Origin of the sequence: Nocardioides aequoreus (assembly GCF_000720335.1) — a bacterium.
GTDB classification, from domain to species: domain Bacteria; phylum Actinomycetota; class Actinomycetes; order Propionibacteriales; family Nocardioidaceae; genus Marmoricola; species Marmoricola aequoreus.
This window is the reverse complement of sequence record NZ_JOJN01000013.1, coordinates 19,371-45,183: the sequence shown is the minus strand read 5'-3', so window position 1 is coordinate 45,183 and position 25,813 is coordinate 19,371. Positions and strand designations below refer to the sequence as shown.

Sequence of the window (25,813 nt, the reverse complement as noted above, 5' to 3'; positions counted from 1 at the left end):
TCCAGCCACTAGGTCCGGCGCGCTGCGTCGGGTCGGAGAGCAGCTCGGGGCAAGGCCGAGACGCTGCAGAACTGGCCGGCCCAGTGACTCACCGTCGAGCTGCGAATGCCTCGGTGGCGCGCCGACGCTCCCCACCTGTCAGCGACTCCAGGCGGCGAACGAAACCGTGCTCGTCGACGGCAACCTCCATTGCAATCTCTTCCGAAGAAGAAATGGTGATGAACTCGTCGCCCGTCTCAATCGAGGCGCCTGGGGGCATCTGAACGCGGTGCTCGACAGGCCATCCCATCGCCCGCGAGACCTTAATACGGGTCGCTTCCTTCTTGGAATCGGCGGTCTTCTGATACTTGGACAGCAGGTCCGGCAGCAGGGCGCTCTGCGTGGCCACCTCGACGCCATCGATCTTCAGCGACGTTCCGCGGCTATTGGCGACGAACTGGCCCTTTCCGAGTAGTGCGGATCCTCCGCTAGCGACGCGTACGGCCCATGCTGCGGTCAAGTCATCCAGCTCCAGTGAGCGGAGCTCGGTCGACTCTCGCGACAGACCGCGAAGCCGGCCAGCCAGCACGGCTGCCACGATTCGGGTGGCATCGTCGGCGCCGGTCTCCTCGTCCGACCACGCGAGCAGTTGATCGAGTTCCTGACGGAGCAGTACCAGGAGTAGCGCCTTGGCACTGACAAGCGCACGAGCCGATGGGCGGAACGGCTCGAAGTCGACCTCGACATTGACGATCGAACGGACTCGGCCGAGATTCCGGATCATCGCGTCGGCTGCGTCGTCGGCCAAGCCAGCCTTGCGGACTCGCGCTTCTACTGCGTCGAGCACCGCATTAGGGCTCCATGCCTCGGTTACGTCTCGTTCGCCCAGTACCTCATAGGCGGCTTGGAAGACAACATGGTCCGGCACCGCACTGTCGGGCGGGGGGCGAGTATCACGAGCGGCGTGATCATCGACATCGGACCACGCGAGCCACGGCAGCACAGTCAATGCGGCCGGCAACTTGGGGGCGCCGACCAGCGCCGCCACCAGGGCCAACTGCTCGCCGGAACTGGCTGACCTGACCGCAGCGTTAACGGCTCCACGGATTCGATCAATGCGGCGCCAATCCACGACGGGAGCAGCCCCGGGCGGAATGAAGGCGTGCAGGTCTGCTGCCTCCGAGTCGAACAGCTCAGGAGTCACCCGCAGCAGCTCGTCGTGCGCGTGAACGTTGCTATAGCCCCGGGCTCGGTGCTCGCGTAGGTCGCGCTCGGATGGGAGGTGAATCGCAACAGCCTCCGAGAGGGCGACCGCTTGCACGAAGACGACCGGGTCGCCCGGCTTCAACTTTCCGGCCACGCCGAGCGGGAACTCGACTATGACCGGGGCTCCCGCGCCGCGTTCGGTGGCTACCGCTTCAATCTGCGCGGAGGTCGGCGCATCACGAAGTAGCGGAACCCAGCCGGGGGTCTGCTGCAGCAGGTCGGTGTAGTACTTCTGCAACGACGCACGGGGCGCGACGAGCCGAGAACTCAAGATGCCGTTGAGGTTCATGCGGTTGGTCAGGAAGTACAGCGTCGGAGTGGGGGCGACAGCGTCGCTTACGGGTGCGACCCCAGCAGGCGATGACTCGCTCGTCTCAACCAGGCCAGCCCCCGGCGCTGATAGTTCCGCTGCGACTTCGCGCTCCCCGAGCGTAAGCGGTTCATCGCGTTGCTCAGCGACCGGCTCATCGAGCGCCCGAGCTGTCGGGTCCACTGAGTCATCGACGGAGTCGTCACCGTCGCTGACGCTCGACGTAGCCTCCGCTGCGTCGGGCGCCTTCGCGGCGTCAAGCGTGGCCTGGCTCTGCTGGTCGTCGCTCGGACCGTCGAATGGAAGCTGATCGTCCTCGGTCACAGTTCGCGCACCAGGCCCTTCACGTCGCTCAGGATCGACGGGAGTCCCCCACTCCCGCTGTAAGAGAGATGCAGTTCGTCCCGGGCGCGGGACATCACCACGTAGAACATCATCCTCGTTGCCGCCGACGTCGGGTCAGCGGAGTGCTGCTGCAGCTCCGGCACGAAGAGCGTGTCGAACTCAAGACCCTTGAGCGAACGGAAGTTCACGATGGTGACGGCGGGGACATCGAAATCGAGCGTCTTGTGCTGCTTGTTGCCCGAGGCGTACATCTGCACCGGCACCGGAAGCCTGCGCTCCTCGAGGAGGCGCAGGAGTCGGTACTGCATACGCTTGTTCTCGCAGGCGATGCCGATGGTCAGGTTGCTGCGCGCCTTGACGTAGCGCGCGACGAAGTCGGCCAGGTCGGCGTCCGAGTCGTAGCGACGCAGGGTCGGCTTCTCGCCGTGCCGAGTCGGCAACTCCGGGATGCCCGTGGGTGTGCCCGAGTAGAACTTGGCTGCCACGGCAGCGATCTCGGCCGTGTTGCGGTAGTTCCGCTTCAGTTCGAGTTGCTCGTCGGCGCTGATGGCTTTCGCGATCTCGTCGAGCGTCGTGTTCTGGTCGGACAACTGTTGGTTCTCGTCGGCGAACACGGTGATGTTCTTGGTGAAGAACCGCGCCAGCCTGAAGAAGCCGAGCGAAAGATCCTGTCCCTCGTCGACGAGGAGGTCGGCGAGGGTGCCGGGGTCTGGTGGCGACGCGAAGAACTGGCTGGTCATCTCGGCCCAGTCGTGCGCGTAGGAGTTGCCCTCCAGCGTCGGTGGCTGCTGCTTGAAGTGCTCGCGCCAGAAACGCCAGATCCAGCTGTGGAAGGTCCGCACGAAGCCGGCGACTTCGAGGGTGTCGGCCGCCTGCGCGGTGTACTGCTGGAGCACGTTGTTGTACATGAGCAGGGCCGGCTCACGGTCGTCGAACGTCAGCACCTGCGCTCGGTAGAGCGCCATGACCGACTTACCTGTGCCAGGTGGGCCGGACACGAGGTAGTTGCCATCCAGGTCGAGGTTGTAGATGAGGTCCTGCTCTTTGGAGAGGTCCTCGAAGGCCGGCAGTCTCACGAGATCCCTCGGATCCCTTCTCCGGCTGCTTCGACGGCTGCGTCGAGCACGTCCTGGAAGAAGCCGGGCACCTTGTCACTCCCAACGACGAGGACCCGGTCGAGGAGGTAGTTGCCGCTTTCGCAGCTGGTCTCTGCGACCAGGGTGCAGGCGTGGCAGGCCGCGAAGTTGAGGCTGGCGAACGTCGAGGCAAGGTTCTCGCTGCAGAGCGGATCGGACGAACACCACATGGCGTCCTGCAGGGCTTCCAGCACGGTGCCCTGCAACTGCGGCGGCTCACCTTGGCGCACCAGACCGCCCAGCGTGCCTTCCGAGTCGCCGGCGGCGGTGTAGATCAGGATGCCCGCCTGCTTGGAAGCGACGCCTGGCTCCGCCGCACTCCGAGCGTAGATGCGCTCACGGAGACTTGTGGCGGCATAGCCGGACTCGAACGCGAGCCGACGAATCAGCAGGTGGGCGAACGTATGCAGCAGGACGTATCGGGGCGCCAGGATCGCACCGGTCCGCTCACGTAGTCGCGGCTCCATGAACGACGCGTTGAGCCTCTTCTCCAGCTCGAGGACGCGATCGCGAACCGCGCCCTGCTCTTCCCAGACAGCCAGGCGTCCCTCGTCCAGCGAGAGGAAGATGCCCTCACCGCGCACGTCGATGGCGGGCAGCCAGTCGACCGTGGCCTTGTGGTTGAGCGCTACGGGCACCAGCTTGTCGCTACCCGCCGGGGTGACCCGGTGGAACCCTTCGAGGGCTCGCACTTCGCGGAGGCGGTCGGCCAGCACCACCTTGTCGACACGGTCAGCCAGGAGCGAGGTGACCTTGGTCTTGGTCGTGGGCACCAGGTCGACATGCCGAGTACGGAAGTGCGGGTCGTCGGAGTTGTCGAGCTCCGTCAGGAAGGCCGCCCATTCCTCCCCAAGGAGGTCACCCGGCGTCGCCTCGACCGTGGTGGCCTTGCCGGCCTCACGCTGCTTCTCGTCACGTACCAGGCCCTTGACGTAGTCAGGCTTGACGTCGTGCGCCTTGACCAGGGTCTCGACCATCATGTCGAACATCGGGGCGTCCTCGTTGACGCCCAGCAGAGGCCGGAAGAAGTCGTCCGCCTTGATCGCGAGGGCCTTCTCGCTCTGGGAGTCTGCCCGTGAGGCGTTGGGGATCTCGATCGACGAGTGCACCAGTGGGAAGTAGACATTGGAGGCGCCTCGCTGGACTGCTAGCGGCACCTCGTCGCAATCCGCGCGCTCGTCCCAGCGCTGCCAGGGCTGCCGGCCGATGCAGGTCGCGCCGATCGACTTGAGCGATCCCTTGCTCGTGATGCCCATCAGGTTCCGGCGGCTGTGGCAGCTGTGGCAGTGGACCTGGAGCGTGTCGAGACCACCGGCTCCCTTGCCCGAAACGGACTCGAAGAAGAGGTTGTCCTTCTGACACTGCCGCGCTTCGGGGTTGGTGTTGCGTGAGTGCGCCCATCGCTTCCAGTCCAGATCATCCATGTGCCCGTTCGGACAGATCTGGATCCAGCGCATGGGCACCAGCTGCTTCTTGCCGGGACAGCTTCCGCAAGTCGGCGCCTTGTCCGATTGCTCGAGCGCCCGCGTCCAGCGGGTCATGCGTCGGCACTTCTGGCAGAACAGCCACGCTGGGAAGCGGGCGTAGGGCACACCTGCAGACGGAGCAGCCCAGGCATTGCTGGCGACGGCCGGGGCGGCGCGGAACTCCGAGACACCGAGGACTGCGGCCAGTCGATCACTCTGGATCCGTTCGCCGCGCGGACCCCAGCGGAAGGTGTCACACGCGACGAGCGACTCACCCTGGAGATCGAAGATGGCGCCGACACCGAACGGAACGATGGTCTGCGACTGCCGAATCTTGCGTTGCATCAATCCCCCTTGGCGGACGCGCCGCCGCCGCTGCGCGCGACCTCGATGAGCGACTCCATGTCCACGTTGCGCATCGATCCGAGCGTCTGCCAGCCGACCGCCTTGGTGTTGAACTGACGAATCAGGTTGATCTGACCCTTGCCGTTGGGCTTGTAGTACAGGAGCTTGCTCTCCTCGTCAGCCCGTTCAGCGCGCTCGACCCAGTCCTCGATGAAATGGTCGAGGTACTGCTTGGCGCCCTGCTTCTCACGCGGCTCGACGCGTTCGACGACGTCGACCAGCTTGGCGGCCATGTCCTCGACCTCGGACCGTCGGTCCAGGATCTTGCCCGCGCTCCCGTCCGACTGCATGGCCAGGCGGTGGCGGGCCAGGATGACCAGTGCGGCGTGGAGAGCGCGTTCACGCGACGGCGGCGAGTACGGCGTCACGCTCGTGGGCTCCACGTGGCGATACAGCGCCGAGTGGAAGGCACGGAAGTTCTCGTAGTGCGAGCGATCGCGCGGCTTGGTTGAGCGGAACAGCCCGAAGACCAGACCCGGGGCCGTCGAGCGACCGACTCGGCTGGTGGCCTGGATGTACTCGGCTGTCGCCTTGGGTTGCCCGTTCACGAGCATCAGACCGAGACGCGGCACATCGACACCGACCGACAGCATGTTGGTGCTGGCAAGGAAGTCGATCACCGAGCCGCTCGACACCGGCAGGTTGAGGCGCTCCAACAGGCGGGGCTGCAAGGCACGCGGCACAGACGACGACAACTCCTCGACGTCGTACTCACGGCGGGGCCGGCCGACGACCAGGCTTCCCAGCCGAGCGTTGATGTCATCGCGCGCGATGGTGACGGTACGGCCGAGCTCACGGAGCGAGCTGTGGTAGGCCACCACGGTCCAGTAGGCGTCTTGGGCGTCCCCCGTCAGACCAAGATCCACCGGCGCCTGCAGCAGCGCCGTGCCGGTATGCACGACGGCAGTGTCAGATGTGTGACCCTGCGCCATCATGCCGACGTAGAGCCGACCCGGTGTCTTCTCGTCGGCACGGGCGAAGTAGGAGTCGTCGGCGTCGATGCCCGACGGCGGGAACAGGTCGACCCGCCGCCCGAAGAGGCCCATGATCTGCGCGGAGGCGCGTCGGATCGTCGCCGTGCTGGAGATGACCTTCGGCGGACGATCATCGACCTCGCACAGCAGATTCATCGCCGCCTCGTACAGACCGACGGTGGTGCCGAGCGGTCCGGTCAACAGGTGCAACTCGTCCTGGATGATCAGGGTCGGTGGGCATTTGCTTGCGCTGCGACCGAACAGCACGCCGGACTCAGGCACCCACGCGAGCTGCGCGAACTTATCGACCGTCCCCAGCAGGAACGTCGGGGGCGCGTCGTAGAGCCCGTCGTCTATGACCTGCACGGGAATCTGCTCGTGGAACTCGCACTTGGTCGACGGGCAGTTGAACGCGAACGAGCGATCGGTCGACGTGATTCCGTACAGGGCGTCGTTCTCATGGTGCTCGCGCGGGACGATCTCAGTGCCGCACCAGGGACAGCGGTCGAGCAGGAACCGCTCGTCCGTCTCGCCGGCGTCCCGCAACTCCTCGAAGCGCTCGCGTGCCTTGGCGTACCGGTTGGGCGATGTCGCTTCACCGACCCAGAGTCCGACCGAGATCGGCTCGTCGCCCAGATCGGGGCGCTGGCGGCGCAGGTACTCGCACGCAGCCGTGGTGGAAGCGGTGCGCTTGAACTGGTCGGCGGTCAACAGCGAAAGCGTGTACCGGCTGACGACAGCAGTGCCACCACCCTTGTCACTGAGCACCAAGCGGCGGCGGAAGATCTCGAATGCCGCGACGAGCAGATACGCCTCGGTCTTGCCTCCACCAGTCGGGAACCAGATCAGGTCGACGACTTCGCGATCGTCGTGTTGGTCGTCGACCAGGCCACGCAGCGTCGTAAGAAAAAAGCCGAGCTGGAAAGGTCGCCAGCTCGCGCCCGCCCCGTAGGTCGTAGGCATGTCGGGAGCCGCGCCAAGGGGTCGGCGGGAGCCCGCCATGTCCTTCTGGCTGTGGCGCATCTGGATCATCATGGCGCGATTGGCCAGACGGAATGCTTGGAGCACCTTGACCCGATCTGGATGGTCCGTGAAGACGCGGGCCCCGTCGCGCATGCGCTCCAGCGCACGCTTCAGGCGCTGAATGATCGGGGTGGTGGCTCCCTGATAGCGATCGTCGAGTCCGGCTGCCTTCTTCTTGACCTTGCCGATCCAGTCCTCGTACGGATCGATGAAGGCGTTCAGCTCGGCTTGCAGGACATCCGCCGAGATCGCCTCGTCGGCCAGCCAGGCGACGTCCAACGCCTGCGCAGCGTCACCGTCGGCACTGACCCGCGGCACGACATGTGACGGCATCACCTCGGAGCGCACCGAGGACACGACGCCGTCAGTGCTCGACCACTCCGGGGAGCAACCATGCCCGATCGCGTAGACCGTGGCGTCGCGGTGGATCAGGCGGAGCTCGTCCTCCTCCGGGTCATGAGACGCCAGTGCGACGCTCGGGTACTCCAGCACCTGGAACCCCGCCGGGACCGTCACGTCGAACTCGACCTGCATAAGCATCTCGTCCCAGTGACGCTCCGGCCGCTCGTCATCCGCCTTGCGCGCGTTGACCAGTGTGATCGTGACTAGCGAGCCATGCGGGTAGCTGCGCCAGCGGACATGCACCTCTGCCTTGTCGCCCCAGACCTTGGTGGGCTCCTTGTCGGTGGCGCTCACCTTGACGGTGGCCTCATCCAACTGGTGACGACGCCAGATCTTCGAGGAGCCCTTGGCCTTCTGGCGTGGATCCTCTTCCTCGAGTTCCTCCGTCGCCCGACCCTGAACCGACAGCTCCTTGAGGGCTTCCCCGGCGAGGGCGCCACTGAGCGTCTCGTACTCGGCGGCGCGGGCCCGCACGGTGAGCTCAGGCGCCGTCGTGAAGAACGACAACCCCTGAGAGGCAGGCAGGAAGTCGTTGGCCGCCGAGACCGGGTCGTCGCTGAACTGACTCTCTTCGCCCGTGTCGGTGGCGGAGGTCTCGTCGCGCTCCTCTCCCTCAGCCTCCACGTAACCCTCGAAGGCGACCTGACGCGGGAACAGGATGCCCATGAGGTAACGACGGTTCGGCGGATCGAAGATGATCTCTGCCGGCCCGTCGAAGGGGCCGACGAGCTGCCGCCTGATGTAGGCCACGAAGTCGTCTCTGGTCTGAGTCAGGTCGGTCATACGGCTGCCTTCTTGTATGCGTCCATTGCACCGTCGAGGTGCTGCTTGAACAGCTCGCCAAGCTGCTCCTTGACGTGGGGCGAGGTCGCCACCCAGAGGCCCGCCCGCGGGCGGCTGAGGGCGACGTACAGGAGATCCAGCTCTGTCGCGGTGGTGACTGAGTCGATGTCGACCACGCAGACGAAGCGGTTCTCCATCCCCTTGATGTCCACGGCCGATGACCAGGTCATGCCTCCACCGGGCCACACCGAGGCGAGAGCTGGCGACATCCGCGTCAGGCGTCCTTTGCGAGCAGCACGCAGACCCTTGGCGACTGAGGTCTCCCACTCGCCGCGCAGCGACACGATGGTGATGTGCTCCGGGGCTACCTCATGCTCCGCGAGGGAACGCAGGTGCTTCTCAAGGGCGGCCAGCTCCGCCTGTTGGTCGTCGACCGCGACGAAGACGACCTCGGGGCCGGTGCCGGCGGTTGCCACTCCGGTGTCGGCGCCGGTGTACGCCCGGGTCTGGAAGGCAATCTCACGAGTGTTCCGACAGTTGAACTTGAGCGACGGTTTCACGGGTCCGAACGACTGGACGTAGGCCAGCGCGTCCGGGTCGAAGTCGCCGTACAGGTGCGCCTGACTGTTCTGGTCGAGGAACATCGTCCAGCGGCCGTCGGCCCAGCCGCCGACGACCGCCTGCTCCAGATCCTCCAAGATGTCGAAGGTCATGAGGTCTTGCGCCTCGTCGACCACCAGCACGTCGTACGGAGTGACGTCGCCCAGCTTCGAGGCCGCCCTGACCTCGACCGCTGTGCCTTCCAGCGTGCGGGTGGCGAACGCCGCCAGGACCTCGCTGCGGCAGGTGAAGATCACGCGCTGACCGAGTAGCGCCTGCCGTCGGGCCACCTCAGCCGCGAGGAAGGTCTTGCCGGTTCCTGCTCCACCGCTGCAGATGACCCGGGGCTCATCGCTGATCAGGTCGAGGCGGGCGTACTGCTCATCGGTCAGTCGAACCATCGCCGCGTCGAGCAGGTTCGCCCGAGCGTCGAGAAGCGGCGAGCGGTCGAACGACGGCCGCAGATCCTGCATGAGCCGAGCGTGTAGTTCCTTGCCGATCGGGAACTTGTTCGCCTGCTTGCCGAGCCAGTACTTGCGCGCTCGGTCGATCGCCTTGCCGATGCCACGGTTGAACGGGCCTCTGCCGCAGTAGGTCTCGTCGTCCCACTCGAAGCTGCTCGCAAGATCCACGTCGGGCGTGACGACGAGATAGCCGAACGCCACGTCGTCGATCTCGACGCCAAGACGCTCCTTCAGGCGCTCGCGCAGGGCATACATCGCGGTCTGAACCTGCTTGAACGGGCCCTCGCGCGACGTCCGCCGGTGACCGGCTCGGTCGCTGTAGGTCCACAAACCATCACGGCAGGAGACCTGCCCGCCCTTGACCTCGACCGCGAGGATCAGGTCGTCGAGGATCAGCACGAAGTCGAGCTCGGCCGTCAGCTTGTATTCGTGGTCCGGCAGGTTCAGCGAGTGCAATGCAGCACCACAGAGCGGGCTGCCCGCCAAGGCTTCAAATGCCCGGCGCTCGGAGGTGGTGATCTCCTCCGTCCCGAGTTCTGTCGGCACCATCCGCAATGATCTGCTCCGTAACGTTCGTGTGACGCCAATAATGCCGGTGTGAGTCCGCTGCTGGGGCGTTTCGGAAGGAGGTGGGGCCAATATGGACATCGAGTACCTGTCTCGTGTTCTCATGCGCCTCCGCCCCTTCGTGCGCGACGGAGTCATCCGCCGCACGCGCCTTGAGCGAGTGCTCGGAACCCTAGAGACACCCTCCGACGTAATCCGGCCAGAGGTGGAGCGCCTGCTTGCCAAGGCGAGGATCCGGATCGACGAGGACCAGGTCCAGGCGCCGGCCCCGGTCGCGCCACCAGCTCCTGAGCAGCCCCGCCAGGCGGAGCCCGAAGAGGACTCAGTCGACGGTCCTCCCGTCCCTGAGGCGGGGCGGAGCGGGCCCCTCGACTGGAGCGAGCGCCAGTTGGCGGTGAAGGCTGCCTGGAACCGCATCACGGCGGATCGCCATGTCGCCAACCACGCGTCGATCCTGCTGACGGCCCAGCAGGAGGTGGGCCTCGCCATCCTCATCCGGGGCCGTGAGGGTAGACCGCTGGAGCAGGGTGAGTTCGCCTCCCTGACAGGCGAGTCGCGCGAAGCGGCTGAGTGCCTGTTCCTGCACAACCAGCGCCTGGTGCACTCGGTGGCGAAGAAGTACCCGCAGACCGGCATGAGCTACGACGACCTCGTCCAGCACGGCATGACTGGCCTCATCCGCGCCGTCGAGCTGTTCGACCCCGCGCAGGGCAACAAGTTCTCGACCTACGCCATGTGGTGGATCCGGCAGTCGATCACGCGAGGCATCGCCAACGAGGCGAGGCTGATCCGGCTGCCGGTCCACATGGTCGAGAAGCTCAATAAGGTGTGGGGCGTTCGGGCGCGTCTGATGGTCGGCGGCGAACCGCCGAACCTGTACCAGCTGGCTCGAGCCTGCGGGCTCGACGAGAAGCAGGTGCTCGAATGCCTCCGGCTCGGCCCACCGGATCTGCCGTCGCTCGATATGAAGATCGGCGATGGCGAGGCGACGCTGGCGGACGTGCTCGACATGGCCGACCCGGAGCTCGACCCCTCGCACCAGGTCGAGTACCTGCTGCTGCAGGAGCAGCTGAGCGCTGTCCTCGACACACTCAGTGAGCGCGAGGCCGGCGTCATCTCGATGCGTTTCGGACTGACCACAGGCGAACAGATGACGCTGGACGAGATCGGCAAGGTCTATGGCGTCACGCGGGAGCGCATTCGCCAGATCGAGTCCAAGACCCTCGATAAGCTCAAGCACCGCTCTCGCAGCCAGGTGTTGGAGCCCTACTTCTACGGCGGGGGTAAGCGACCGCGTCCGAAGCCAAAGCCGGCGGATGGCGAGGCCGCTGACGTGGAGGGTGAACTCGTCTCCGCTACGGCGTGAGCTTCTTCGGCAAGGGACGGCGACGACAGCCCACCCCACAGCCAGGAGATGTCCCGACCAGCGTCGATGTTGAGGCGATACTTGTCGTCGCGGTTGTAGGCGCGCACTAATTCGTTCGAATCCTTGTCGCCCCGGCGCAGCCGCTCGTCCGTGACTGTGACCGCGCTGACGCTGGCACGTCAGCAGCTATTCGCAGTTCACCGAACCGATAGTCCCGGCGACAAGGTCGTTCTCCCGCACAAGCATCCACACCCCGTCCGCGAACTGGATCTCGTAAAGGGGACGATCGTCGGGACGGCCGCGTAGCTCCTCCAGGCGGTTCATGGCGAAATACTGATCACCGTCCCGTTCGAGCGCGGCTGCGTCACGGGTGACACGCGCTCTGAACGTGCCGATGGGTTCTGACCGCTCCATGGAGCAAGTGTCCCCGCGCGCGCGTGTACGGCCAACGACTGGTGCGTCCGCTGTGGAGATCACGTCCCGCCAGGTCTCAGACGGCTCGTTCCGGCATTCGCCGTCACCCCAGGGTCTCGATCGATAGGTTTCGGGCATGCCCCGAGTTCCGCAGCCACCACTCGCCCACCCAGGGGACGAGTGTGTCTCTGATCGATCGGGCGCGCCCCACAAAATCGCCCATCCCGACGACGATGTCGAGATCCAGCAGGTTCTCGCGTGGCTCCAGAGCACACCCCTCGACCAGTCGATGACCGGTGCAGTCGTCGAGGCGATCGAGTACGTGTTGGACGGTGCCAGGACATTTCGGTTCGACCTTGATTCGCCGGAGGTGGATTCCGACGAAAGACGCACGGTCGGAGTCAAGCTCCAGTACCGGATACTCGAGGCTTTCGGACTTCCGAAGGAGCGGCCGCTCGACACCACCATTGTCGGCATTCCCGTCGAGTTGAAGGCCACAATCGGCGGAAACTGGGCCATTCCACGGGAGGGCCAATGCGAGATCTGCCTGTTAACGCAGGTCGACTCCAAGAAAGACCGCTTCCGGGTATTCCTCATGCGCACCCACCGGCGGTGGCTGAACGAGGGCAAGAACCAGGACGCGAAGCGCACGATCCGCGCAGACGCTCGCGACACCTTCGCAACCGTCGTACTCGACTGGACGCCCCTCCCCCGCAATCCGCTGAAGGATCTGACGCCCGAACAACTCGCCGTCGTTTTCGAACCACGAGTCGGCATCAAACGACGCGTGACTGCGCTCTTCGGCTTTCTTCCCGAAGTGGTCATCCCTCGCTTCGCGATCGAGACCGTCGCCGCCATGGCGAAGGACCCTCTTCGGCGCGCGCGACAGGCCAAACCGGACGTCTTCTTCAGCCACGAGCTCGTGGTCCTGATGGGGACCTGGACACCTCAGCGCGAACTCGCTGCCCGCCACGGCTTCGACTTGTCAGGAGACGCGTGGGTTGCGATTCGCCCGGAGACGCTTGGGGCCGACTACGAAGCAGCCAAAGCGATGATGGAGCGGACGGGCAACTGATCGAGCAGTAGGCGCCGCGGATTGTTCCGCCTTGTCATTCAGGAGATGCAGGGCTTGACGTGACGTGCGATCGCGCGGGCAAGGCCCGACGGGACGGCGTTGCCGATCTGTTTCGCGATGGCGATCTTCGATCCGACCCACAGGTAGTCCGTCGGGAAGTCCTGGATCAGTGATGCCTCGTAATGCGTCACGACCCGATTGACCGACATCTTCGGGTCTCCCTGAATGAACCTCGGGTCGTCACCGCGACGTTGTTTGCCCGGCACCCACTGCGGATGCAGATAGGCACCCTTCTCAGGCTTGAAGAACTCGGTACGGATCGTGTGCGACGGGAAGTCCCAGCGCATGCGGCCCATGACGTCTGTGGTGCCGGTCGGCTTCTCTCGCCAGCAGCGAGGAAGGAGCTCCGTCGGCACGTCGAACCTGCCGCCGCCCGGCGGAACGTACGAGTATCGCTCAAGCGACAGCGGATTCGGGTTCCGCCGGAAGTGGACGTCGAGCCCCTTGAACACTCCGGGCATCGCTTCACCGAAGAACTCTGTGAGCGAGTCAGGCAGTTCGGTTGAGTCCGGTCGGGTCGGAAGTCCCTCGATGACATCCCGCACCGTCTGCCAAGGCTTCAACCCATTGGCACCGTCTCGAGCGTGGGTGGGTGCCGGCAGCTCGATCTTGCCGACCCTCGAGCCGATGACGATCGTGCGACGCCGGCGCTGGGACACGCCGTAGTCGGCCGCATTCAACACGCCGTACGAGATGTCGTAGTCCTTCAGTAGGCCGTGCTCGACCTCCCCGACAAGCATCTGGAACTCGGGCGACTTTGCGAAGCGATCGACATTCTCGACCACGAATACCTGCGGCCGGGCAGTTCGGATGAATCGCATGTACTCACGCCAGAGCTGATTCCTCGGGTCGTCGAGCGCCTTGAGACCCAGGTTCGAGAATCCTTGGCACGGAGGGCCGCCGATCATGAGATCCGCGGTCGGGATCTGACTTCCCTTCACCTCTGCGATGTCACCAGGGATGACGTGGTCCTCACCCCAGTTGGCCGCGTAGGTTGCGGCAGCGAAGCGATCCCACTCGACGGCGAGCACCGGCTCGAAGCCCTCGCTGGCGAAGCCGACCGTCATGCCACCGCAGCCGGCGAAGAGATCGATCACGGTGGGCTTGGTCATGACATCAGATGGTAGGTCTCGGCACGGACATTTCTCGCAGCCTCGCCGCCACGTTGCCAGTGTGGCTGGTGTGGCGTACCCGACCGACAGCCCGTGAGGTTCGCGCCAGGTAGGTTCGTGCCCGACTGACACGAAGGGATCCGTCCGTGCCTGCCACATTCGCCAACGACCTGTGCGTCTTTCGTTCGTCGAACGGCAAGCCGAACACGTCCGACGCAAGCGAGGCCCTCTCAGTCGAACTTGGCGAGGCGCTCTTTCGAGCGCTTGGCGTACAGCCAGACGCACGTGGGGGCGAGCCGACGGGCGATCCGTTCTCGCGGGAGGTAGCTACTGCGCTGAAGTCGGAGTTGCAGACGCGTGGCAGCGGATTGACCGTCGAGCCGGAACGAGCACTGAATGCGTTCGAGCAGTTTCGCCACGTCGGTGCGTTGCGAGACATGCGACCGGAGCCGTCGCGCGAGTACGAGAAAGCATGGCGCGCCGTCGGCCGATTCGTCCGTGGGAAGCTCAGCAATCCGAGGGATCTGGCACGCTTCGACCAGCTGGCCGTGGCAGTCGACGCGGCCACGACCCACGAGACCGAGACGCGGCGCCTCCTTCTTGAGGAGGTGGGCCAGGAGTCCCTCCTGAAACTCGACGTGACAACATCCCAGCAACGGCCGGGATCCAGGTCGCCGACGCTGGAGATCGGCCTCTCTCTCAAGTGGTCCCTCCGCACCGACCGAGCACAGGATTGTCGGTCGCAAGGAGCGAAGATGGCCGCGCTTCGGCGCGGTCGAATGCCTCACTTCGCCGTCGTCACGATGGAACCGCGCCCGTACATGCTCAATCTGCTCGGCGGTGGCTCCGGTGAGGTCGACTGCGTCTACCACCTTGACCTCCCGGCCCTGACCGCAGCGATCGAGGAGACGTGCGTCGGGAACCCACGGCGTCGAGCCACGCTCGAGACCTTCAAGCGGCTCGTCGCACAGCGGCGGCTGCGCGACTGGGACGAACTGGTGGAGTACGCCGGGACACTGTGAGTGTGAACGAGTCATGGGCGTCCTCTCCGGGGGTCCGGCGCGGCATGCAGGCGAACCGTGGACGAGACACCAAGCCGGAGATGGCCGTGAGGCGCGCTGCGCATGCAGCCGGACTGCGTTTCCGCGTCGATTACCGGCCGATCCAAGAGCTCAATCGCAGGGCTGACCTGGTGTTCACGCGCGCGAAGGTCGCTGTGTTCGTGGACGGGTGCTTCTGGCACGGGTGCCCGACCCACCACACGGTCGCGAAGTCGAATGCCGATTTCTGGGCCCAGAAGGTGACTCGAAACCGAGAGCGCGACGCCGAGACCGATCGATTGCTCCGCGATGCCGGTTGGACCGTCATCCGAGTTTGGGAACACGAGCCTGCCGACGATGTCGTAGCTCGCATCCTCCCCTCTGTTCGACGCGGATGAGGACTGGGCCGTCGCGGAGCCCTGTGCCAGCACGGTCAGCTTCCCAACGTCGCGGATCGCAGGCCCCGCCGACCGGACCATAGGCACCGAGCCGCGGACCCCAGCGCGGCAAGTTCGAGCTTGATCGCGTCCCAGGCAAGGAGCAGAACCAAGAGATTGAGCCACCCGGGCGCGCCATTCGCGACAGCGCTCGCAGCGGCGTGCATTGCCATCAAGAGAGTCGAGCCGACCACACCAAGCACGGCGGCGGTGCGCCATCGTTCCTTGGCGCTCAGGCGGCGGACGAACACGTTGGTCGGCGCATAGATCTGGAGGTAGCGGTGTCCGGCCGCGACCGCGGCGACGATCGGAAGTGACAGCAATAGCAACATCGGGGCTCCTCTGTGAGTCACGTGAACCCTCCACTCCGTAGCGCTACTCGAGACGAATCGTGGCGGTAGCGAGGTCACCTGTGGAGAAGCGCCGCCTGCGACGGCCTATGAAGGCGAAACGGCCTCAACTGCGACTCTCAGGTGAGGCGCGGTACGCGCACTCGCGCCCACCGCCCCAAGGGACCGGATGGCGGCGACGGCGCGGTCACGGTCGGCGCGCTGGGCTTCGTTCTTGACGCCACCGCCTACCGACAGGTCCGAGGTGATCTTGTAGCGATCGCGATATGCAGCGACCGTCGCCGCCGCGTCGAGCCAGGCCTCGCCAACTCGTGCTTCGGCATGCCTAAGCTCAATTCGCCGAACCCAAGCCTGCCCGCTGGCAGCTGCGTCCTCGGCAAGCGCACGAGCCCGCGACTCGATCAGCTCCTTCCGTTCGTCGATCGCCTCCCGGTCCTCAGCTGACATCGGGCCGAGCGGCTCGGGGATCAGGCCGGCGATCAGTCGTGGACGGAGCCGGCAGCCGCGCGGCGGAGTCGCTGCAAGCTTGTCGACTCGGGAGCGGAGCACCGCGGCGATTTCGTCGGCGTCCTCGAGACCGTGCCGCCCGACGACTCGAGGCAGAAGACGCTCAAGGTCGTGGTGGTATGCCTCGGCGCGACGAAGTGCCGCAGCGAGGGGGCCGAAGGCTGTCGACTCGATGACCGCGGCGTGCTGCTCCGCGGTCAGCCCGGAGCGGCTGAGCAGGTCGGCGAAGCGGTCGTGCTGAGCTTCGGCGGCGATCGTCTCGAGTTCGGCCGCGAGACGGTCGATGCCCCCGTGGAGCTCGTACTCGGCCTCGATCGTTTGGGTGGCCGACAGGTCGGCGCCACTGTGCTGGAGGACGCCATACAGAACCGTCCTGGCAGTGACGTCATCCGCCCCGGGGGTGGAGTGGCTGTCGTCGGGCTGGTCGAGGGCGACGTACGCGATGTTGGACTCGCGGCCGCGAGTCATGGAGACGTAGAGGTTCTCTCGGGTCGTGGATGCAGTGACGACGACATGCGCCGTGTCCACGGTGACGCCCTGAGCGCGATGCGCGGTGACCGCGTATCCGAGATCGACGTGCTCGGCGACGTACTCCGGCGGCAGGACCGTTCGCCCACCGCGGGCGTCGAGGCGCTTGACCAGGACAGAGCCGTCACGCCGAATGTCGGTGACCAGCCAGCGGTCGCCGTTCTTCACCCACCCGCGCATTGTCCGGATCCGGCGGTCGTTCTGACGCGTGATGACAATGTCGCCCACCGAGGCTCGGCAGCCGTCGACCAGGCCGACCTCGCGGTGGTCGACCGCACCATCCAGGAGCAGCCGCTCGGCCCGGGCGCGTTCGTTTAGCGCGCGGACGTCCCGCGCCGACTCCGTCACGAGGATGCTCGCGCGCCCAGCCGCGCAATCAGCGCGCCAGGCGACGTACGCCGCGTCGACCATCTCGTCGGTGAGACCCTCGCGAATCCGCTTGTGCCCGCCGTACGTCGAGATGACCTGGACGTCACCGCGGCTCATCGCGAGCGAGGCCTCCTTCTCCCACTCGTTGGCGAACCGGTGGATCTGATTGAGCCACGGTGCGTCCGCATGCCGGTCCACGAGGAGCGCGAACGCTCCGCCGGCGTCGACGGACTGGAGCTGGTGGGGGTCGCCGACCAGCAGGATCTTGGCGCCCGCGCCTGCGGCGATCCCCGTGAGCCGATCGAGCGTCACCGTGTCGGCCAGCGTCGCCTCGTCGACGATCACCAACTGACCGCGCCGCAGTTCGGTGCGGCCGCGGTTGTACTCGTGGAGCCACTTCGAGGTGTTGTCGCAGGCGACACCGAGGTCGTCTGCCAGGGCCTGGGCGGCCGCGGCGGACGGCGCTAGCCCGACGACACTCCCCCGCCCGTGCTCACTGATCCAGGCCGCGCGGAGCGCTCTCATGGTCGTGGTTTTGCCAGCCCCGGCCGGTCCGACCAGGAGGTCGACCTGGCGCCCTGAGCGACAGATGCTTTCCACCGCGCCGCGCTGCTGATCGGTCATTGAGACCTTGCCATTGCCGCACGCTCGCCCAGCGACGCCGACGGACACCGTTGGCGCGGTCACCTTCTCGGCGCGTGCCAACAGCCGCCCCTCGGCCTCGAGCACTGCGATGGAGGAGTACTTCTCACCATGCCGTGGGCGGAACCGGCTCGTACCGTCCTCACGCTGGAACCGGACTGGGCTGACTGCGAGCTCCGGCGGAGTGAGGACGACGCAGCGCGCCTGGGCAGCGTCCACGACGAGGCCGAGGACGGCCTCGCGGTCTTCGGTCGTCGCGAACCTCAGATCCATCGTCTGCTTCGCCGCCTCGGCCATCAGGTTCCAGTGCGTCCACACAGCCCGCTTCACGGCCACCGCCGCGACCACCTCGGCGCCGATCGCCTCGATGGCAGCCAGTGGCACGTCCTCCGCTGTCAGGAGGTCGCCGACTCGGCCGATCACCTTCTGCGACCAGCCCGTGGGCTCGGCGCCCAACCAATTGGCGGCTCGTTGCCGCCAGCCCGCGGTGAGATCGGCGAGCGACCGGACCTGCTTCGGCGAGCGCGTGGCGAGCGTGGCTTGGGCCCGGAGCTCGACGATCGTCCTCGCCGATGGCATCCGCCCGTGGCGAGCGACGTACTGCGCGATGAGCTCGTCCTTCTTGAGCTCGATCTCGCGGGTGCGGCTGGAGAACTCGGTGATCAGGTCGTCAGTGACGCCGGCGATCTCCCATCGGGGATTCCTGTCGGGTCCGCGCTGTCGCAGCTCCCACTCGATGCCGAGGTCACGCGACAGCCGGTCCGCCAGGAGCGCGTCGTAGTGCGCAGACAAGCCGGTGCGCGACGCGAAGACCGGGCGCCCGTCGAGGCTTCGCCAGCGGCCGTCCATGACGGTGAGGACCTTGTTTGCGACGACGACGTGCGTGTGGAGCTGCGGATCGCCGACGCGGGAGTCGAAGTGGTCGTAAGCGACGGCCGCAACACCCGCCACGTCGACCTGGGCGACGGCGCCGTCAGCGTCGGAGATGCCCGCACGGGTAGCGGCGACCTCGCGTTCGAACAGCGCAACGACGTCTGCGACCGCCGCATGATGGGCCGCGACGATTCGCTCCTGGGTGACGGCGTCGGCGACACCCCAGAGCACGGAGACCGACTTCGGGACGCTGAAGGTGAGGTCGAACCCTGCCACCGCTCGCCGCATCCCGGCCGCGGTCTCCTCGGCCTCGATCCGCCTCGTCTCGGCGGCGCAGTCGTCCTGAGTCATCTCCGGATCGAGAGCGGCGACGCGCTCGTCAATTCGGTCCGAGAGCTTCTTGTACGACGGATAAGCCCGGCCGAGTTGCTCTCCCGTGATCGGGTCTCGGCCCATGCCGACAAGCAGGGCGAGCTGCTCCTCACTCACCTGCATGCCCTGGCGGAGTTGGCCGGTGCCGAATGCGCCGACACCGGAACCAAGCCAGCGGCCGGGCGGCGTACCGACCTCGGAGTAGTAGCGGGTCAGCGTCGTCGACAGGACGCGGTTGCCGTCGCCAGCCGCGACGCTGCGCAGCAGGTACTGATAGCCGCTGCCCGCGGACATCCGGCGCACCGAGACCGTCACGGCCGTTTCCGTCCCACAGCGCTCAGGTGTGCGTCCTTCTCCACAACCCCCTCGATCTGCACACCGTGTGAAGGCAAGAAGGGGCTGGGGTGTAGGAGACGGGTCGTGGAGGCGGAACGGCGGAGTTGAGCGAAGAGCGAGGCAGGCTGCGGAGATCCAGTGGAGACAAGCAGCGGATGGGGAAGGCCTTGAAGTCGGGAGGGCTGGAGGAGGGAGAGCACCTGAGCGACAACCCGGGACGGCGAAAGTGACCGGGTGCGAAACCGGAAATCGGGCTTACGATGAGGCTTAGACGATGCACGCACCGCCCGCGGGGTGTCGCCTGTGCCTCAAGCCGATTGGCGAGAGGAAGCAGGACCAGCGCTTATGAAGATTCGACTCGGGATGATCTCCTGGGCGACCGGCACACTGATGTTGGCCGCGGTCTCCGCCTGTGGCGGCGACGACACCGATCCCCCGGCGACCGCCGAGCCGTCGTCAACAACGTCGAGCTCAGCGCCGACGAGCGCCTCGCCGAGCTCCCCCTCGGACGAGGCGAGCGCCGGTGCAAGCGACGCGGTTCGAAGCTACTTCACGGTGGTCGACCAGCTCCGCAGCGATCCTGCGGCCGACCTCAAGAAGCTGAAGTCCGTCGCGACCAGCGCGCAACTCAACGCCATCATGACCCACATCGACCGGTCGCGCGACGAGGGCCAGCGGCAGACCGGCGCGACAGCCATCAACGAGCTGCAGGTCCAGTCGGTCAATCTCGACAACTCCGACCCGAAGGCCGGCAAGGTGCCGACCGTCGTCATCGACGTCTGCTGGGACGTCAGCAGGGTCGACGTCCTCGACAAGACTGGCGAGTCCATCGTCTCCCCCGACCGCCCGGACACCGGGTGGACGCGTTACACCATCGCGAACTACAAGTACGCCGCCGACCCGACCCTCGGCTGGCGGGTGGCGACGGGCCAGGACCTCAAGCAGACGCCATGTGCCGCATCCTGACCCGCCTCCTCCTGGCTGCGCTGACCGCCGCTGGCCTCTCCGTCCTCGTCCACGCTCCGTCATACGCGGACACGGTGTGTTCGCAGACCGACCCGGCCACGGGCGAGTGCCTCATCTGGATCGAGGTCCCGGGCACGCCGGGGACGCCAGGTGAGCCCGGTGACGACGGGCCACAGGACACCGGCAGCGGAGCCGCCTGCTACTGGGACGGCACCAGCCAAGGCATCACAAAGCCTCCGCCAGGGCCGGTGCCCTGTTCATCGCCCGCGGGCTACTGGTCGAACAACTATCACTGCTACATCAGTCCAGTCGAGCCCCAACCGCCCGCTGGCGACCCCAGCCGGCAGGGTCACGAACCCGGAGACGGTGCGGTCTACAACTGCTACCAGCCGCAGACCGGCCTGCTCATCACGATCTGGTCGCAGGAACCGCCGCCGAACTCCGGCACCGGACCAACTCCGCGCGAGGTGGCGCAGATCGCGATCGAGGAGATGCATCTGTCCGCCATCAACATCGGCATCGCGCCCGAGCCGGCTCCGAACAGCGTCGGCCTTGTAGGGATGCCCGTCTGGATGTGGGCCAAGGACCCGAACGCCCACACCGTCGGCCCCATCACTGAGAGCGCCTCCGCCGGCGGCATCACAGTCACAGCCACCGCGAAGGTCCTCCACATCACCTGGGACATGAGCGACGGAACCGAGGTCGTCTGCGATACGGCGGGCTCGCCGTACAAGCCGGAATTCGGGCGGAAGGACTCCCCCGACTGCGGCCACACCTACAAGAAGTCGAGCGCGGGGCACACGTACGATGCGTACACCGTCACCGCAACCTCGAGTTGGGTCATCACCTGGTTGGGCGCGGGCCAGACCGGGACGATCCGCCTCGACGGCCTCAACCGCTCGACCCAGATCCGGATCGGCGAAGCGCAGGTGCTCGTGAACTGACGAGCGCTGCGTGGGGAGGGACGAAGTGACCACGACTGCCCGAGAGGACCGGAAGCCCGGCCCACACCGCACTGCGCCCGGCGCCGGCCCGCCGGTCACTCCCCCGCCGAAGCTTCGCAGGCGCCCCGGTCTCGTCGTGGCCGCCGTCGTCGTCACCGCCCTTGGCTGCCTGCTCGGTGCGTGGGCATGGAACGCGACGACCAGCACCGAGGAGGTCCTCGCCGCGACGAACACGATTCATCGAGGCGAGGTCATCACCGCCGACGACATCCGGCGCATCCGGATCAGCGGCGACCCGGCTCTGGAGCCACTCCCGGCGTCGGCGTACGACGAGATCGTCGGCCAGCGCGCCGCGCTCGACATCTCTGCCGGCGGGCTGATCACGACGGAGTCGACGACCGATGCGCCGATGCCACCGGAGGGCCAGTCGATCGTCGGCATCTCGCTGACTCCGGCCCAGGTTCCAGCGCTCCCGATGCACGGCGGCGATAAGGTCCGCATCATCGTCACCCCTGCTGCGAACGGCGATGCCCCGAACGGCGCGCCCCAGTTCACCGCTGCCGAGGTCGTCGACACGGCGATCGACGAGACAACCGGCAACACCGTCGTCAACGTCCTGGTGCCGTACGCCGACGCGAGCGTCCTCGCGGCCCGCGCTGCCACCGGCAACGTCGCGCTGATCCTCGACTCGGGAGCCCAGTGATGGCGGTCGTGTGCCTGACCTCGGCCTCCGGTTCGCCCGGCGTCACCACCACAGCAGTGGGCATGGCCTTCAGCTGGCCACGGCCCGTGCTCCTCGTCGAAGCCGACCCGACCGGCGGATCCGGCGTCCTCGCCGGGTTCCTCCGCGGCACCACGCCGTACGACGCCGGGCTGATCGAGCTCGCCCTCTCACCCCTCGGCACAGCAGACGCGCTGCGGGACGTCGTACGGCCCTTGAGCCCGAACGTCTCGCTCGTCGCCGGCATCCGATCGCACGCTCAGGCCTCGGCGCTCCGTGACATCTGGGAGCCGTTGGCGGCCGCACTTCGCGAACTGGATGACAACGGCCAGGACGTCATCGTCGACGCCGGCAGGCTCGGCCTCATGGGCTCGCCGACCCCGCTGCTGGACGCCGCCGACGCAGCGCTCCTGGTCACCAGAGCCACCCTGCCGGCGATCTCGGCAGCTCGATCGTGGGCGGAGACCGTCCGGCAGCCCGCCACCGGATGGCGTCACCCCTGCTTGCTTCTCATCGCCGAGGGCCGGCCTTATCGAGCCACCGAGGTCGCCAAGGTTCTCGGCATGCCCGTCGTCGCCGACCTGCCGGACGATCCGGCAGCCGCGGCCGTGTATCACCGCGGCGCGGCGCCTCCGAAGCACTTCGAGACCGGCCCCTACATCCGCGCGCTCCAGGCCACGGTCCAATCGGTCCAGGCGCACATCGCCCGTGGTCGGTTCGCGCTGGTCGAGGAGGCGCGGCCATGACCGAGACCTACCGATTCTCGAACGAGGACGGCGACCTGACGCGCCTGCCGCTCTTCAGCCAGACGACCAACGGCGTCCCCCACGAGGTGCCGAGCGGTCTCGACACGACCGTTGCATCGCCGCCCCCGGCCACCTCCGATGTCGACTGGGCGCTCGTCTCGACACTGCGCGCCCAGGCCTCCGAGCAGCTGAGCCAGGCCGTGCAGTCCGGGCGTGCCCGTCTCGGCAAGGAGGCACAGCAGGAGCTGGGCCGATCGATCGTGCTGGACCTGATCGAGTCTGCGATGGCAGAGGCCGTCGACGCCGGGCTCGGGTCGTGGAGTCCCGCGAAGCAGCAGGCGACCGCGCAGGCCGTGTTCGACTCACTCTTCCGCCTGGGCCGCCTGCAGCCCTTGGTGGATGACGATCGGATCGAGAACATCGTCATCGTCGGCCACGACAACGTGCAGCTCGAGCTGATCGACGGGACGCTCGTTCCCGGGCCGTCGGTGGCCGATTCCGATCAGGAGCTGATCGACTTCCTCGTCTTCCTTGCCTCTCGCAGCGAGGTGAATGCGCGGTCCTTCTCCGAGGCGCAACCGAGTCTCCACATGAGGCTGGACGGCGGCTCCCGGCTGGCGGCCGTGGCGTGGGTAACCACCCGGCCGTCCGTCGTGATCCGTCGGCACCGGCTGATGCGGGTGACCCTGGACGACCTCGTCAAGCGCGACATGATGACGCCCGTCGTCGCCTCATTTCTGAGGGCCGCGGTGCGGGCTCGGTGCTCGATCGTGGTCGCCGGGGCGCAGGGGGCGGGTAAGACCACGCTGGTCCGCGCCCTCTGCGCCGAGATCGACGAGCTCGAGGCCATCGGCACCTTCGAGACCGAGTACGAACTGCACCTCCACGAGCTCGGTCGGCACAAGGTGGTCATTCCATGGGAGGCCCGGCCGGGATCGGGTGAACGCGGTCCCGAAGGGCGACAGTCGGGTGAGTTCACGCTCGACGAGGCACTGGTCGACTCCTTCCGCTTCAACCTGTCGCGGCAGATCGTCGGAGAGGTCCGCGGCAAGGAGATCTGGGCGATGATCAAGGCGATGGAGTCCGGCACCGGATCCATCTCCACAACGCATGCAGCCGATGCGGTGGCCGCAGTACGCAAGCTCGTGACCTGCGCGATGGAAGCCGGGCCGCACGTCACACAGGGTCTGGCCACCAGCAAGCTCGCCGCGACCGTCGACCTGATCGTCCAGTTGAGCCTGGAGACCAAGGTCGCGCCGGGCGGGGCTCAGCGGGCGAGGCGGGTCGCGGAGGTCATCGCGCTGGCCCCGGGCGAGAAGGAGCCCGGCTACGCGACCACGCACGTGTTCCGCGCCGATGCCACGGGAGTCGCAGTCCCCGACGTCCTCCCTGACGAGTACCGACGGCTCGCGCAGCACGGCTTCGACCTCCCGGCGTACCTCGCGAGTCAACCGCTGGGAGCCCGGACATGACCACGATCCTTCCCGCACTCGCGGGTGGACTCGTCGCCTCGGGGCTCCTCGGGGTGGTCGTCGGCCTTCGCCCGACCGCGATTCCGCCGCGGGAACCCACGGCAGCCCATCGGCGCCGCGGCCTCAACCGGCGAACCCGAGTCCTGCTTCTTGCCGGTGGCGCGCTCGGCCTCGTCGGATGGCTCATCACCGGCTGGGTCCTGGCGCTCGTCATCGCGCCGGTCGCAGTCATCGGGCTGCCCATCCTGCTCAGCGCGCCGCCGGCCGCAACGCAGATCGCACGCCTGGAAGCGATGGAGGAATGGACTCGATCGCTCTCCGGAGTCCTCACCGTCGGAATCGGCCTGGAACAAGCGCTGGTCGCGACTCTGCGGTCGACACCTGCTCCGATCGCCGATGAGGTCCACCGACTGGTGACCCGGCTGCGGGCACGGTGGGACACCGAGAAGGCTCTGCGAGCATTCGCCGACGAACTCGACGACGCGACCGGCGACCTGATCGCAGCGAACCTGATCCTGGGCGCCCGTCGACGCGGCGCCGGGCTCGCGAGTGTGCTCGAAGGGCTCGCCGAGTCGGTCGGCGCCGACGTGCGTGCTCGGCGCCAGGTCGAGGCAGACCGAGCCAAGCCGCGAGCGACCGCGCGGTGGGTCACGTTGATCAGCGCCAGCGTGCTCGTCGTACTTGCGCTGTCCGGGACGTACGTCGAGCCGTACCGCACCCCGGTGGGCCAGGTGCTCCTCGTGCTTCTCCTGTCGGCGTACGTCGCGACCCTGGTCTGGATGCGACGCATGGCCGCAGGCAAGCCTCTCCCCCGGTTCCTGGCGACCCGCGCAGTCGCGGAGGCGCCGCGATGATCACCGGGCTGCAGTTGGCGATCCTTGCCGGGGGCCTCGTCGGCCTCGGCCTCGTGCTTCTCGTCGCCCGCCTCCTGCCCGCGGAGCCCGACCTCGCCGATGCGCTCGAGCGTGTCTCCTCGTCTCGTCCGCGTTCAACCGCCTCCGATCCCGCGCGGTCGAGCAAGGAGCGGCTCGGCCTGTGGGGCCTGCGTGTCCTGCCGCCCGGGCTCTGGGTTCGTACGCCGACTCGCGAACTCGCGCTCCTGCGGATCCCGGTCGCGCAGTTCTACGGCGAGAAGCTGATATTCGCTGGGCTCGGCCTCGTCATCCCGCCGGTCCTCGTCACGCTCTTCAACGCCTTCGGGCTGAGCATCCCGTTCCAACTTCCGGCGGTCGCATCGCTCGCGCTGGCCGCCGTCATGTTCTTCATCCCGAACTACAACGCCCTCGACGACGCGAAGAAGGCGCGGACCGAGTTCGCCCGAGCGCTCGGCGCCTACATCGACCTCGTGGCTTTGGAGCGGAACAACGGCATCGGCCACCGGCAGGCGATGGAGGCTGCGGCTGAGGTCGGCGACTCGTGGGTGTTCACGCGGCTGTCCGAGGAGCTCACCCGGTCGCGGTGGTCGGGACTGCCGCCCTGGGACGCGCTGCACACCTTGGCAGAGGAGCTCGGACTGCCCGAGCTCGACGACTTCGCCGACATCATGCGCCTCTCGGGCGAGGAAGGAGCCGGCGTGTACGCGACCCTGCGCGCCCGGTCCGCCGCCATGCGCACGGCGATGCTCAACGACGAGCTCGCACAGGCCAACGCCGTCGGTGAGCGCATGTCGATGCCCGGCTCGCTGCTGGGCGTGATCTTCATGGCGCTGCTCGTCGCGCCCTCGTTGCTTCGCATGTTCACGAACTCGTGAAACGGAAGGACAC

The 25,813-nt window shown here is 66.9% G+C and carries 20 protein-coding genes; 11 read left to right on the top strand and 9 right to left on the bottom strand.

Translation table 11 applies throughout. The features are described from left to right. Positions 1 to 88 precede the first annotated feature (88 nt). The 5 genes from IG63_RS0117925 to IG63_RS23115 are packed head-to-tail and all read right to left on the bottom strand — an operon-like array spanning position 89 to position 9,702. Positions 89 to 1,879 carry a hypothetical protein gene (locus tag IG63_RS0117925; protein WP_030485723.1) on the bottom strand — a complete coding sequence of 597 codons (1,791 nt, stop codon included), beginning with the start codon at positions 1,877 to 1,879 and terminating at the stop codon, positions 89 to 91. Then, entirely contained in the window at positions 1,876 to 2,976 is a 1,101-nt protein-coding gene (locus tag IG63_RS0117920) for a 3'-5' exonuclease (protein WP_030485722.1), read from the bottom strand. The genes IG63_RS0117925 and IG63_RS0117920 overlap by 4 nt, the downstream gene beginning before the upstream one ends. Then, a complete protein-coding gene (gene drmB / locus IG63_RS0117915) occupies positions 2,973 to 4,847 on the bottom strand; it encodes a DUF1998 domain-containing protein (RefSeq protein ID WP_030485721.1) in 1,875 nt (624 codons plus the stop codon). The genes IG63_RS0117920 and drmB overlap by 4 nt, the downstream gene beginning before the upstream one ends. Continuing rightward, entirely contained in the window at positions 4,847 to 8,089 is a 3,243-nt protein-coding gene (locus tag IG63_RS0117910; RefSeq protein ID WP_036196171.1) for a helicase-related protein, read from the bottom strand. The genes drmB and IG63_RS0117910 overlap by 1 nt, the downstream gene beginning before the upstream one ends. Next, positions 8,086 to 9,702, bottom strand: coding sequence for a nuclease-related domain-containing DEAD/DEAH box helicase (locus tag IG63_RS23115; protein WP_051707136.1), 1,617 nt, complete (start codon positions 9,700 to 9,702; stop codon positions 8,086 to 8,088). Before IG63_RS23115 ends, IG63_RS0117910 begins: the two co-directional genes overlap by 4 nt. Positions 9,703 to 9,793: 91 nt before the next feature. Here IG63_RS23115 and IG63_RS21800 point away from each other — a divergent pair, with 91 nt between their 5' ends. Further along, positions 9,794 to 11,086, top strand: coding sequence for a sigma-70 family RNA polymerase sigma factor (locus IG63_RS21800; RefSeq protein WP_051707134.1), 1,293 nt, complete (start codon positions 9,794 to 9,796; stop codon positions 11,084 to 11,086). Between the two features lie 186 nt (positions 11,087 to 11,272). On the opposite strand, the gene IG63_RS0117895 is transcribed toward IG63_RS21800, so the two are convergent. Then, positions 11,273 to 11,500 carry a hypothetical protein gene (locus tag IG63_RS0117895; RefSeq protein ID WP_030485717.1) on the bottom strand — a complete coding sequence of 76 codons (228 nt, stop codon included), beginning with the start codon at positions 11,498 to 11,500 and terminating at the stop codon, positions 11,273 to 11,275. A 136-nt stretch (positions 11,501 to 11,636) separates the two neighbouring features. On the opposite strand from IG63_RS0117895, the gene IG63_RS0117890 reads away from it, so the two are divergent. After that, positions 11,637 to 12,575: a NaeI family type II restriction endonuclease gene (locus IG63_RS0117890; RefSeq protein WP_030485716.1), complete on the top strand. Its 939-nt coding sequence runs from the start codon at positions 11,637 to 11,639 to the stop codon at positions 12,573 to 12,575. A 38-nt stretch (positions 12,576 to 12,613) separates the two neighbouring features. Here IG63_RS0117890 and IG63_RS0117885 read toward each other — a convergent pair whose 3' ends face one another. Continuing rightward, entirely contained in the window at positions 12,614 to 13,747 is a 1,134-nt protein-coding gene (locus tag IG63_RS0117885) for a DNA cytosine methyltransferase (protein WP_030485715.1), read from the bottom strand. 146 nt (positions 13,748 to 13,893) lie between these two features. On the opposite strand from IG63_RS0117885, the gene IG63_RS0117880 reads away from it, so the two are divergent. Together IG63_RS0117880 and IG63_RS22315 are read left to right on the top strand one after the other, a co-directional pair. Next, positions 13,894 to 14,769: an NgoMIV family type II restriction endonuclease gene (locus IG63_RS0117880; RefSeq protein WP_211249382.1), complete on the top strand. Its 876-nt coding sequence runs from the start codon at positions 13,894 to 13,896 to the stop codon at positions 14,767 to 14,769. 44 nt (positions 14,770 to 14,813) lie between these two features. Then, entirely contained in the window at positions 14,814 to 15,185 is a 372-nt protein-coding gene (locus tag IG63_RS22315) for a very short patch repair endonuclease (protein WP_084597305.1), read from the top strand. Positions 15,186 to 15,220: 35 nt separating this feature from the next. Here IG63_RS22315 and IG63_RS0117875 read toward each other — a convergent pair whose 3' ends face one another. Both IG63_RS0117875 and mobF read right to left on the bottom strand, forming a co-directional pair. Next, positions 15,221 to 15,556, bottom strand: coding sequence for a hypothetical protein (locus IG63_RS0117875; protein ID WP_030485713.1), 336 nt, complete (start codon positions 15,554 to 15,556; stop codon positions 15,221 to 15,223). A 105-nt stretch (positions 15,557 to 15,661) separates the two neighbouring features. Beyond that, on the bottom strand, positions 15,662 to 19,180 hold the full coding sequence (mobF, locus tag IG63_RS0117870) for a MobF family relaxase (protein ID WP_245604494.1): 3,519 nt from the start codon (positions 19,178 to 19,180) through the stop codon (positions 15,662 to 15,664). A gap of 384 nt (positions 19,181 to 19,564) precedes the next feature. Here mobF and IG63_RS0117865 point away from each other — a divergent pair, with 384 nt between their 5' ends. The 7 genes from IG63_RS0117865 (at position 19,565) to IG63_RS0117835 (ending at position 25,800) form a co-directional block, all read left to right on the top strand. Further along, on the top strand, positions 19,565 to 20,167 hold the full coding sequence (locus IG63_RS0117865; protein WP_157210284.1) for a hypothetical protein: 603 nt from the start codon (positions 19,565 to 19,567) through the stop codon (positions 20,165 to 20,167). Further along, positions 20,152 to 21,111, top strand: a complete 960-nt coding sequence (locus tag IG63_RS0117860) for a hypothetical protein (RefSeq protein WP_030485710.1) — start codon at positions 20,152 to 20,154, stop codon at positions 21,109 to 21,111. The genes IG63_RS0117865 and IG63_RS0117860 overlap by 16 nt, the downstream gene beginning before the upstream one ends. A gap of 136 nt (positions 21,112 to 21,247) precedes the next feature. Next, positions 21,248 to 21,814, top strand: a complete 567-nt coding sequence (locus tag IG63_RS0117855; RefSeq protein ID WP_051707130.1) for an SAF domain-containing protein — start codon at positions 21,248 to 21,250, stop codon at positions 21,812 to 21,814. Next, positions 21,814 to 22,578 (top strand): CpaE/TadZ family protein, encoded by a 765-nt coding sequence (locus tag IG63_RS0117850; RefSeq protein WP_030485708.1) that lies wholly within the window; start codon positions 21,814 to 21,816, stop codon positions 22,576 to 22,578. Before IG63_RS0117855 ends, IG63_RS0117850 begins: the two co-directional genes overlap by 1 nt. Then, entirely contained in the window at positions 22,575 to 24,050 is a 1,476-nt protein-coding gene (locus IG63_RS0117845; RefSeq protein ID WP_084597304.1) for a TadA family conjugal transfer-associated ATPase, read from the top strand. Before IG63_RS0117850 ends, IG63_RS0117845 begins: the two co-directional genes overlap by 4 nt. Then, positions 24,047 to 24,904, top strand: coding sequence for a type II secretion system F family protein (locus tag IG63_RS0117840; protein ID WP_030485706.1), 858 nt, complete (start codon positions 24,047 to 24,049; stop codon positions 24,902 to 24,904). The genes IG63_RS0117845 and IG63_RS0117840 overlap by 4 nt, the downstream gene beginning before the upstream one ends. Next, entirely contained in the window at positions 24,901 to 25,800 is a 900-nt protein-coding gene (locus IG63_RS0117835; RefSeq protein ID WP_030485705.1) for a type II secretion system F family protein, read from the top strand. The genes IG63_RS0117840 and IG63_RS0117835 overlap by 4 nt, the downstream gene beginning before the upstream one ends. Positions 25,801 to 25,813 lie beyond the last annotated feature (13 nt).

Excerpts from the sequence above, each read along its gene's own strand:
- IG63_RS23115 (WP_051707136.1), bottom strand. The coding sequence starts at position 9,702 with ATGGTGCCGACAGAACTCGGGACGGAGGAGATCACCACCTCCGAGCGC.
- IG63_RS21800 (WP_051707134.1), top strand. The coding sequence starts at position 9,794 with ATGGACATCGAGTACCTGTCTCGTGTTCTCATGCGCCTCCGCCCCTTC.
- IG63_RS0117835 (WP_030485705.1), top strand. The coding sequence starts at position 24,901 with ATGATCACCGGGCTGCAGTTGGCGATCCTTGCCGGGGGCCTCGTCGGC.
- IG63_RS0117860 (WP_030485710.1), top strand. The coding sequence starts at position 20,152 with ATGTGCCGCATCCTGACCCGCCTCCTCCTGGCTGCGCTGACCGCCGCT.
- IG63_RS0117840 (WP_030485706.1), top strand. The coding sequence starts at position 24,047 with ATGACCACGATCCTTCCCGCACTCGCGGGTGGACTCGTCGCCTCGGGG.
- drmB (WP_030485721.1), bottom strand. The coding sequence starts at position 4,847 with ATGCAACGCAAGATTCGGCAGTCGCAGACCATCGTTCCGTTCGGTGTC.
- IG63_RS0117865 (WP_157210284.1), top strand. The coding sequence starts at position 19,565 with ATGATCTCCTGGGCGACCGGCACACTGATGTTGGCCGCGGTCTCCGCC.
- IG63_RS0117885 (WP_030485715.1), bottom strand. The coding sequence starts at position 13,747 with ATGACCAAGCCCACCGTGATCGATCTCTTCGCCGGCTGCGGTGGCATG.
- IG63_RS22315 (WP_084597305.1), top strand. The coding sequence starts at position 14,814 with ATGCAGGCGAACCGTGGACGAGACACCAAGCCGGAGATGGCCGTGAGG.
- IG63_RS0117845 (WP_084597304.1), top strand. The coding sequence starts at position 22,575 with ATGACCGAGACCTACCGATTCTCGAACGAGGACGGCGACCTGACGCGC.
- IG63_RS0117895 (WP_030485717.1), bottom strand. The coding sequence starts at position 11,500 with ATGGAGCGGTCAGAACCCATCGGCACGTTCAGAGCGCGTGTCACCCGT.
- IG63_RS0117875 (WP_030485713.1), bottom strand. The coding sequence starts at position 15,556 with ATGTTGCTATTGCTGTCACTTCCGATCGTCGCCGCGGTCGCGGCCGGA.
- IG63_RS0117890 (WP_030485716.1), top strand. The coding sequence starts at position 11,637 with ATGCCCCGAGTTCCGCAGCCACCACTCGCCCACCCAGGGGACGAGTGT.
- IG63_RS0117910 (WP_036196171.1), bottom strand. The coding sequence starts at position 8,089 with ATGACCGACCTGACTCAGACCAGAGACGACTTCGTGGCCTACATCAGG.
- IG63_RS0117850 (WP_030485708.1), top strand. The coding sequence starts at position 21,814 with ATGGCGGTCGTGTGCCTGACCTCGGCCTCCGGTTCGCCCGGCGTCACC.